Raw genomic sequence first — 10,033 nt, 5'->3', positions numbered from 1 at the left:
AGTCCGGCGGGGGCGGCGGACGTCGGGGACCGGAGGGTGCCTCGGCGTCGACCCGACGCACGCTCGGACGCACCGGGCCGTCGTGCGGCGACTGGTCACGCGATCCCGGACCACCCCGACCCACGGTGGGTCGCGGCGGCAGCGGTCGGCCCTCGCGCGGCGGGACACGGTCCGGTGCGGCCCGCTCCGGACCGGCCGGACGTGATGCGGCGGGACGGGTCCCGGCACCGCGATCGGATGTGGCCATCGCCATCGTGGGGACCTGCGCGACGACGGTTCCCGCGTCGCGACTCGACCCGGGGATGCTCGCGCGTCCGGGCTCGTCGTCCAGGACCGTCTCGCCGAGGCCGATCTTGCGCTGGACGGCCTGCATCCACTTCGGCGCCCACCAGCAGTCGTCACCGAGGAGCTTCATGATCGCGGGCACCAGCAACATGCGGATGACCGTGGCGTCGAGGATCAGTGCCGCGATGATGCCGAACGCGATGTACTTCATCATCACGATCTCCGAGAACCCGAAGGCCCCGACCACCACCACGAGGATCGCGGCGGCCGCGGTGATGATGCGGCCGGTGTGCGCGGTGCCGCTGCGAATCGCCTCGGTGGTCGTCGCGCCCTTCTGTCTCGCCTCCACCATCCGGGAGAGCAGGAACACCTCGTAGTCCGTCGACAGCCCGTAGATGATCGCGATGATCAGGACGAGCACCGCCGACATCAGCGGTCCCGGGGTGAAGTTGAACAGAGACGAACCGTGTCCGTCGATGAAGATCCAGGTGAGCACGCCGAGCGTGGAGCCCAGACCCAGCGCCGACATCAGTGCCGCCTTGATCGGCAACACCACCGACCCGAACTGCAGGAACATCAGCAGGAAGGTCACCACGATCAACATCACCGCCATCAGGGGCAGGTCGTCGAGCAGGGCGTCGATGGAGTCCTGGGTGAGCGCCGGCGTACCGGCCACGTACATCGTGAGGCCCTGGGTGTCGATGCCCCGCAGGGCCTTGACCGCGTCGCCTGCGGTGTTGCGGTCGATCAGGCCCGCCGACATCTGGATGACGCCGGTGTTCGTGCCCTCGATGCTGCCGGTCTGGGCGCCCTGGGCACTCTCGAGGCTGAACTGCTTGGTGAAGCCGGGGATCTTGTTGGCTTCGTCGGCGATGGTCTGCAGTTTCGTGCCGTCGTCGCTGTTGTTCTCGTCGTAGCGGATGACGAGTTTGATGTCCTCGGTGCGCTGCGTCGGGAAGATGCGGTCGAAGTCCTGCTGCGCGCTGCGGAAGTCGTTGCCCGGTGGCAGGTACTTCTCGGTGATGCCGCCGAACGAGATGTTGCTGAACGGGATGATGAGCACGAGGAGCAGCAGGACCGTCGGTATGGCGGTCTTGAGCGGATGGCGCATGACCCACCCGGCGAGCTTGCCCCAGAAGCCGTCCTCGATCTCCTTCTTGGTCTTGGTGCGGCGCAGGAACTTGAACCCCAGCATGTCGATGCGAGGTCCGAGGATGCCGAGGATGCCCGGCAACACCGTCACCGAGAGCAGTGCCGCGAGGCTCACCGCGCAGATCGCACCGTAGGCGACCGACTTGAGGAATCCCTGCGGGAAGATGAGCAGACACGCCAGGGCCGCGACGATGATCGTCGCCGAGAACACGACCGTCTGACCGGCGGTCATCACGGTCCGTTTCACTGCGAGTTTCGGCGGATAACCCTCCGCCAACTCTTCTCGGAACCTGCTGACGATGAACAGCCCGTAGTCGATCGCTATGCCCAGACCGATCAGCGAGATGACCGGCTGGGCGAAGAAGTTGACCTCGGTGGTCTGGGCCAGGGCGTTGAGGATGCCCGTGGCGCCTGCGATGGTGAGGCCGCCGATGATGACCGGCAGCACCGCGGCCACGACACCGCCGAAGATGAAGAACAGCATCAACGCGACCAGCGGCAACGCGATGACCTCGGCGCGCGTCGTGTCCTCGGCCGTGCCGTTGGAGATCGCGTTGGCGATCGGCTGCAGACCGGCGAGCTGGAATTTCGCCCCGGCCAGGTCATAGCGCCCGTCGATGTTGTCGAAGGCCGGTTCGAGTTTCTTGTAGTTGTTGAGGACGGTGGTGTCGTCGTTGCCGCGGACGCCGATGCTGATGAAGGCGTGCTCGCGGGAGGCGTCGAAGGTCTGGGCGCGGACCTGGTCCCGGGCGCCCGCCGCGGCGGCGTTGTTCGCGGGCGCGAACGGGTCGACGATGCCCGGATCGTTGCGGTCCACGACGTCGCTGTGATCGCGGATCATCTCGTCGACGAACTTCTCGACCTTGGTACCGAACGCAGCGTCGTCGACCTTGGTCCCCGGCGGGGGCGTGATCAGCAGCACGATGTCGGATTTGTGATCGCGTCCGAACGTGGAGTCGGCGAGCTGCGAGCCCTGCACCGACTGCGATCCGTCGTCGAAGAACCCGCTCTGTGAGAGGTTCTTGCCGAGACCCAGGCCGTAGAGACCGAGACCGCCCATCAGGACGATCATCACGGCGATGACGGCGAAGCGCATCCGGTACACGAATGTGCCAATGGCTCCGAACACCGGTTACATCCTCTCGAAGGTCGTGGGTGAAGTCGTCGCGGGGCGGCGCATGATCGCTCACACGGGGGGTGCCCGCACCGATTGTCTCAGCTCACCGAGCTGGTCGGTGCGTCTGCCAGCGACTCCTTAGCGTTCCCACATTGTCGGTCCCGAGGGACCCTGGCTAGTTCTGACGGCCGGAGAGCAGCGCCGTCAACGGACGGAACGGGGCCAACCACGCGCCGTCGTCGGGCAGCGAATCGAGGTTGATCCGCGGCAACGGCTCCCGGAACACCCCGGAGATGTCCTCGAGATCGACGAAGTCGACGATGTCGGAGGTGACCGCCCAGCTGGCGTGCTCGCGGAAACCCAGGACCGTGACCGGCGTGCCGTCACCTGCGACGTCCTCGAGCGGCTCCCGGAAAGCCTGACCGTCGGCCGACGCCACGATCAGCCCCGCCAGCCCCACAGTGTGCCTGCGCAACTCGATATGGTCGAGCATGTCCGAATCGACATCGGTGTCGTCGGCGAGCTTGGGCTTGGCGAAAACGGCGAAGCCCACGTTACGCAACGCCTCGACCCACGGCCGGACCACTTCGGCGCTGCCGGGGACGATGTTGGTGAACACGGTCGCCTCGGGCTCGACCTCACCCTCGTGGGCGTCGGACAGGTCGGCGGTGCGCGCGAGCAGCCACCGCCCGAGTGCGTCGAAGCGTGGTCGGTGTGCGGTGGTGGGTCGTCCGCCGAGGATCGCGCCGAGGCCCATGTCGAGGTTGGGTGCGTCCCAGACGAGCAGGACCCGGGACGCGGGACTGGTACCCGAGATGGTCCGGGCGACCCCCGGCCCCTCGGGGCTCCCGGTGCCGTACCCGCCCATGTTCGGTGACGCTGCGTCGACGGCCATCAGAGATCTCCTGCCCTGGGGATGCGCCGGAGGACGAACTCGGTGACCGATCGCCCCTCACGGTCGGCGCGGCCCTCGAATTTGGTGGTCGGTCGATCCAGCGAGAACGGCGCCTCGCCCTCGAGCGGGACCAACAGCTCCTGCGCGGAGAGTTCGTCGGCGATCCACTCGGCGTAGTCGGCGTGGTCGGTGGCGATGTGCACAACACCGTCGTCGACGACCGCGTCGGCGATGAGTCCGAGCGTGCCGGACTGGATCAGTCGACGCTTGTGGTGCCGGGCCTTGGGCCAGGGGTCGGGGAAGAAGATGCGGATGCCGGCGAAGAACGCGGTCGGAACCATCTCCCGCAGCACCACGACGGCGTCGCCGCGCACGATGCGGATGTTGTCGATGCCCTCACGCTCGATGAAGCCGAGGAGCTGGGCGAGTCCCGGCTTGTAGACCTCCACCGCGAGCACGTCGATCTCCGGTTCGAGTTTCGCCATCGCGGCGGTCGAGGTGCCGGTTCCCGATCCGATCTCCATGATCACCGGCGCACTGCGACCGAACCATTGCTCCAGATCCAGGCGTGTGTCCGTGGCGTCGCGACCGACGATCGGCCACAATGTCTCCCAGTTGTGCTGCTGGGCGGGGGTCAGCGATCCACGCCGCGACCGGAAACTGGTGACCCGGGGATACAGCCGAGCCCGATCCCGCAGATCCTCGGCGGTCATCGGTGCCGGATCGGCGGTTGCGGCGGGTCGGTCGGTGTTCTCCACCCTGACATGGTGGCGTATCCGATCGATTGTGCACAGCTGGGTCGGGCGCCGGGCAGGCGCGAATGCGCAGGAGGGGGCGGTCGTGACGCTGGACGTGTCGGGCCCCGAACTCGATCGCGCCTCGGAGATCGTGACCGATCTGCGTAGCCGTTTCCCCGATGTGGTCGAACTCCACCGCGCCGCACGCGAGCTCGACGGTCGCCTGCGGGTCGCAGTGCGCGGGCGTTCGGGAACCGGCCGCGACACCATGGCGCGGGCCATCCGCGAGCGGCTCGAGGTCACCCCGATAGGCCCCGGAGACGACGACGCCGACGCCGATGTCTGGCTGTATGTCGTGGTGGGCTGGCCGCGCCCCGCCGACCGCATCGCGCTGCGCCGACTCCCACCCGAGCGCACGGTTCTCGCCCTGGGCAAGGCCGACACCCTCGGGTCGTGGGAGGACGCCGAGGACACCGCGCACGCCTGCTCGGCTGACCTGGGCCGATCGGTTCATCCGGTGATGCCGCTGCTGGCGTCCGTCGACCTCGCCGACGAGGAGTTCGCGCTGCTGGCACAGATGGTGCGCGACGACGAGCCGATGCCCTCGATGGCCGCGCACTTCATCACCGGCGACCGCGCCGAGCGCACCCTGCGGACGGGTCTGCTCCGGCGCCTGGACCAGTTTGGCATCCTGAGCGCTCTCGACCTCATCGAGGCCGCCGACGACGCGGGGAGTCCGCTCGACCGCGGTGCCCTCGAGTCCCTGTTGCGCCGGCAGAGCGGGATCTCGGCTCTGACCGCCCCGCTCGCGGAGACGCTGGACGCGGTGCGGGTGCGACGACTGCACGGGGTCGCCGGGTTGCTCGACCGGGTCGCGGCGAGCGGTACGGCACGCGATGAGATCGAACACACCCTGTCCCGATTCGTCCGGGTCGACGCGTGAGCGGCCGGGTGGTCGTCGCCGGTGTCGGACGATCAGGGGTCGCGACGTTGATCGACGCACTCGAGGTCGTCGATCCCGGCCTGCGCGTCGAGCGGTACTCCGGAGAGGTCACGTCGCGGGCCGTGGTCGGTCTGCTCGTCATCGACCCGTCGTCGGTGGCCGGGGAAACCGAACGCGACCTCCTCGACGAGCTGCGGTCGTCGATCGGGGTCGCCGCCGTGGTCTGCAGCAAGGTCGACGCGTTCTGGGACTGGCCGACGAACGCCAAGTCCAGCCGCCGCGTCCTCGACCCCACCGAGGCGCTCCCGGTGTTCGCGGTGTCGGGAGCCGCTGCGGTCGCCGGGGCCGCCGACGAGTCCGGGGTCGACGAGCTCGCACGCTGGATCCGCGAACACACCGACGACGATCCGGCGCAGATCAGCGCTCGGGCCGACGCCGCACGGTCGGTTGTCGCGGACGAGATCGATCGACGCCGGTCCACCGCCACCACCACACCGGTCACCGTCGAGGCGTTGGCCGCGACCCGCGCCCGTCTGCTGCGGTCACGCGACCGCGGACGGGCCGATCGGCTCGGTGCGCTGCGAGGGGGGCTCAACCGGGTGCGGTCCGACGCCATCGCCCGACTCGACGCCGGTATCCGCGAGCTCGGCGCGCAGTCGCGGGACGCGGCCGGCGTTCTGCGGCGCTCCGACGTCGACCGATACGCGAACTGGCTCGAGTCGGCGGTGACCGAGCTGCGGGACCGACTCGATGCGGTGGTGCGCGACGACCTCGACCGCATCCGGTCGGTCGCGCTGCTCGGCGTCGAGCCGATGACGCCCGGTCCGGCCCCGGTCCCCGAACGCTCACCGATCACCCTGCGACCGCACACCGGCCGTCGCCGTGGCGCCGAGGACGCGCTGGTGGTCCTTCTCGGCGCCTCGGTGGGCATCGGGTTGGGCCGCCTCATCGTGACGCCGCTCGCCGGGGTGCACACCCTGCAGTGGATCAGCATGCCGTTGGCCCTGATCGTGGGTGCGGCCGTCGCCGCGCTGGTGGTGCGGCTGCGACGGATCGGAGCGCTGCGGGCACAGATGCGGTCCTGGTCGGCCGACGCGCTGGGCGAGTCCCGCGCGAGCATCGAACACGATGTCGTCGGGGCGGTCACCGCCACCGAACCGGTCGTCGCCGGACAGGTCATGCGGCACTACGAGCGACGGGCCCGGATGATCGCCGACGACGTCGCCCGCATCGACGCCGAGATCCGGGCGCACCGGGCAGGCGGACGCGACGGAACCCCGATCGCCCCCGCCGCGTCCAACACGTCGGGCACTGCCTGACCTGACGGGAGATCAGCACACATGGACATCAGCTCACCGTTCGACGGATCCGATGACGCCGCGACAGACGCCGTGCACGGGGTCGAGTCCGCGACCCACGTCGGCTCGGCCGAACCGCTGTACGCGTCGGCCCCGGTCCACGACCTACACGACAACCTGTGGATCGCCGACGGCGACCGCGTCTGGGATCTCGGGCCCGCCGACGTCGACTCCGACGCCGACGGCATCCCGGACTCCCTCACCCGAGTCGGCCCGGGCGGGATCACCGTCTACACCGACACCGACCACGACGGACGCGTCGACGCCATCACCGAGGTGGACAGCGACGGGGGTTTCGAGTCCCGCCGACTCGACATCGAGACCGGCGACTGGGTGCGCACCGACATCGGCAGGCTGGACTGATCGGGTCGAGCCGGTGACCCCGATCACACCCGATCGCTCGATCGGTCCCCCATTGGTGGATCGCTACACCCAACCAGTAACCTGGTCAAACACATACGGCGGGTAGATACGCGGCGCTCGCTGGTCGGCCATCCCAGGAGACACATCATGACGTCAGCGACCATTCCCGGACTGGAACCCGGAAGCGCTCCGACCCGGCACACCGAACTGTTGGAGTGGGTCGCCGAGGTCGCTCGGCTGACGCAGCCCGATCAGGTCGTGTGGTCCGACGGCAGCGACGAGGAGTGGACGCGGCTCACCGACGAACTCCTCGCGGCAGGCACCATCACGAAGCTGAACGAGGAGAAGCAGCCGAACTCGTTCGCCGCCAACTCCGACCCCGCCGACGTCGCGCGCGTCGAGTCCCGGACCTTCATCTGTTCCAAGCGTGAGATCGACGCCGGACCGACCAACAACTGGGTCGATCCCACCGAGATGCGCGCCACCATGACCGAGCTCTACACGGGCAGCATGCGCGGCCGCACGATGTACGTCATCCCGTTCTGCATGGGCCCGCTCGGCGCCGACGACCCGAAGCTGGGCGTCGAGATCACCGACTCCGCCTACGTGGTGCTGTCGATGCGCATCATGACCCGCGTCGGACCCGCCGTCCTCGACACCCTCGGCACCGACAAGTTCTTCGTCAAGGCGCTGCACTCCCTGGGCGCGCCGCTGCAGCCCGGCGACACCGACGTCCCGTGGCCCTGCAACCCCGAGAAGTACATCACCCACTTCCCCGAGGACCGCGAGATCTGGTCCTACGGATCGGGATACGGCGGCAACGCCCTGCTGGGCAAGAAGTGCTACTCGCTGCGTATCGCGTCGGCGATGGCGCACGACGAGGGCTGGCTGGCCGAGCACATGCTCATCCTCAAGCTCATCAGCCCCGAGGAGAAGGCGTACTACATCGCCGCGGCGTTCCCGAGCGCGTGTGGCAAGACCAACCTCGCCATGATCCAGCCGACCATCCCGGGATGGCGTGCGGAGACCCTCGGCGACGACATCGCCTGGATGCGCTTCGGCGACGACGGCAGGCTCTACGCGGTCAACCCGGAGTTCGGCTTCTTCGGCGTCGCGCCCGGCACCAACTGGTCGTCGAACCCGAACGCTATGGAGACCCTCAAGGCCGGCAACACGATGTACACCAACGTCGCCGTCACCGACGACAAGGACGTCTGGTGGGAGGGGCTCGAGGGCAGCCACGACCACCTCATCGACTGGCAGGGCAAGGACTGGACCCCGGAATCCGACGGTCCCGCCGCGCACCCCAACTCGCGGTACTGCGTTCCGATGGCCCAGTGCCCGATCATGGCCCCGGAGTGGGACGACCCCCAGGGTGTCCCGATCTCGGCGATCCTGTTCGGCGGACGACGCAAGACGACCGTCCCGCTGGTGACCGAGGCCCGCGACTGGCAGCACGGCGTCTTCATGGGCGCGACCGTCGGCTCCGAGCAGACCGCCGCCGCCGAGGGCACCGTCGGCGCGATCCGTCGTGACCCGATGGCCATGCTGCCGTTCCTCGGCTACAACGTCGGCGACTACCTGCAGCACTGGATCTCCCTCGGCAAGAGCGCCGACGAGTCAAAGCTGCCCAAGGTCTTCTACGTCAACTGGTTCCGCCGCGGCGCCGACAAGCGCTTCCTGTGGCCCGGTTTCGGCGAGAACAGCCGCGTCCTGAAGTGGATCGTCGAGCGGATCGAGGGCACCGTCGGCGGCGTGGAGACCCCGGTCGGCATCGTCGCGACGCCCGAGGCACTCGACCTCGACGGACTCGACGTGAACCTCGACGATGTCGCCGAGGCGCTCGCGGTGAACGTCGACGAGTGGCGCGAGGAGATCCCGTCGATCGAGGAGTGGTTCTCCTTCGTCGGGGACAAGCTGCCCACCGGCATCGCCGACGAGTTCGCCGCCCTCAAGCAGCGACTCGCATAACGTTTCGCGGTCGCCTTCGTAACGCTTGTGGTCACTCGATAGCGCTGCGTATCGCTGATTCGGTAGCATCCCGACCCATGGGTCTCAGCCGTCTCGGCCAGCGTGTTCAGATCGGCTGCCTCGTCGGCGCCGTCGCAGTGTCCGGACTGATCGCCGCGGCGCCCGCGAACGCGGCGCCAAACGGCCCGACGGCGCGGTACGTCGACACGATGACCGTGCCCGACAACTTCGTCCCGACCCCGTTCCGCTTCGGCGGGCTGTCCGGCATCGACAACATCGGTGGCGGCAACTACGTGGCCGTCAGCGACGACAAGGGCGAGTACGGCCCGGCCCGGTACTTCCAGTTCCGGCTCCCGATCACCGGTAACGGTCAGTTCGCCACGCGGACTCCCGTGCTGACCAACGCCGGCACCATCCTCGGCCCGGGCAACATCCCGCTGCTGCCGGGCCAGATGGACCTCGAGGGCATCCGCAAACTGGGCGGCAACTTCGTCGTCAGCAGCGAGGGCGCGCGTCCGTTCGTCCGCGTCGTCAGCCCGCCCGGACTGTACGTCCGTGACATCCCGATCCCGGCGGCCTACCGCCCCGGCCCCGGCCGTGGCCTGAAGACCAACGACGGCTTCGAGGGGCTGACGGTCACCCGCAGCGGCCAGGTCGCGCTGATGACGGAGTCCGCGCTGGTGCAGGACGGCGGCGACCCCACCAAGGCGGCCGGAACCCGATCGCGTCTGTTGATCACCGGCGCACGCGGCAACAGCGAGTACGTCTACCGCACCGACCCGCTCGCCCGGAACGCAAGCAGCCGCGCCACCAACGGTGTCTCGGAGATCCTGTCGATCAGCAGCACCGACTACCTGGTGCTCGAGCGCGGGTTCGACCCGGCCGCCAACCGCAACACCATCAAGGTCTACGTCGCCACCACCCGCGGCGCGACCTCGGTCACCGGCGTGAACAAGCTGTCCGGCCGTGAGGTGCCGATGTCGAAGCGGCTGGTGTTCGACTTCGCCAAGCTGCCGATGCTGCGTCCCGACAACGTCGAGGGCATGGCGTGGGGTCCGACGATCTCGGGTGGCCGTCGCACGCTGATCCTGATCAGCGACGACAACTTCAACAACCCGGCGCAGCACACCAAGCTGCACACGCTGGCGCTCACCTTCTGACGTCGCGGCGTCCACAGGCGCCCACTCGACGTCCGCAACCGCCCACTCGACG

The 10,033-nt window shown here is 68.7% G+C and carries 8 protein-coding genes; 5 read left to right on the top strand and 3 right to left on the bottom strand.

What is annotated here, in order from left to right:
- The 3 genes from JHC79_RS19580 to trmB all read right to left on the bottom strand — a co-directional run.
- On the bottom strand, positions 1-2,566 hold a 2,566-nt coding region (locus JHC79_RS19580), incomplete at its 3' end, for an MMPL family transporter (RefSeq protein ID WP_296393949.1).
- Between the two features lie 163 nt (positions 2,567-2,729).
- On the bottom strand, positions 2,730-3,422 hold the full coding sequence (locus JHC79_RS19575) for an NYN domain-containing protein (protein WP_296393957.1): 693 nt from the start codon (positions 3,420-3,422) through the stop codon (positions 2,730-2,732).
- Between the two features lie 26 nt (positions 3,423-3,448).
- Positions 3,449-4,162 carry a tRNA (guanosine(46)-N7)-methyltransferase TrmB gene (gene trmB, locus JHC79_RS19570; RefSeq protein WP_296393955.1) on the bottom strand — a complete coding sequence of 238 codons (714 nt, stop codon included), beginning with the start codon at positions 4,160-4,162 and terminating at the stop codon, positions 3,449-3,451.
- Positions 4,163-4,235: 73 nt separating this feature from the next.
- On the opposite strand from trmB, the gene JHC79_RS19565 reads away from it, so the two are divergent.
- The 5 genes from JHC79_RS19565 (at position 4,236) to JHC79_RS19545 (ending at position 9,981) form a co-directional block, all read left to right on the top strand.
- Positions 4,236-5,129: a hypothetical protein gene (locus JHC79_RS19565; protein ID WP_296393945.1), complete on the top strand. Its 894-nt coding sequence runs from the start codon at positions 4,236-4,238 to the stop codon at positions 5,127-5,129.
- Complete coding sequence (locus JHC79_RS19560; protein WP_296393942.1) at positions 5,126-6,448, top strand: hypothetical protein; 1,323 nt, start codon at positions 5,126-5,128, stop codon at positions 6,446-6,448. The genes JHC79_RS19565 and JHC79_RS19560 overlap by 4 nt, the downstream gene beginning before the upstream one ends.
- 21 nt (positions 6,449-6,469) lie before the next feature.
- Positions 6,470-6,850: a DUF6802 family protein gene (locus JHC79_RS19555; protein WP_296393940.1), complete on the top strand. Its 381-nt coding sequence runs from the start codon at positions 6,470-6,472 to the stop codon at positions 6,848-6,850.
- A 147-nt stretch (positions 6,851-6,997) separates the two neighbouring features.
- Entirely contained in the window at positions 6,998-8,821 is a 1,824-nt protein-coding gene (locus JHC79_RS19550) for a phosphoenolpyruvate carboxykinase (GTP) (protein WP_296393938.1), read from the top strand.
- 77 nt (positions 8,822-8,898) lie between these two features.
- Entirely contained in the window at positions 8,899-9,981 is a 1,083-nt protein-coding gene (locus JHC79_RS19545) for an esterase-like activity of phytase family protein (protein WP_296393937.1), read from the top strand.
- Positions 9,982-10,033 lie beyond the last annotated feature (52 nt).

This window comes from Williamsia sp., assembly GCF_016462415.1.
Lineage (GTDB): Bacteria > Actinomycetota > Actinomycetes > Mycobacteriales > Mycobacteriaceae > Williamsia_A.
The sequence above is the reverse complement of the archived record's forward strand: the minus strand, read 5'-3'. Positions and strand labels throughout refer to the sequence as shown.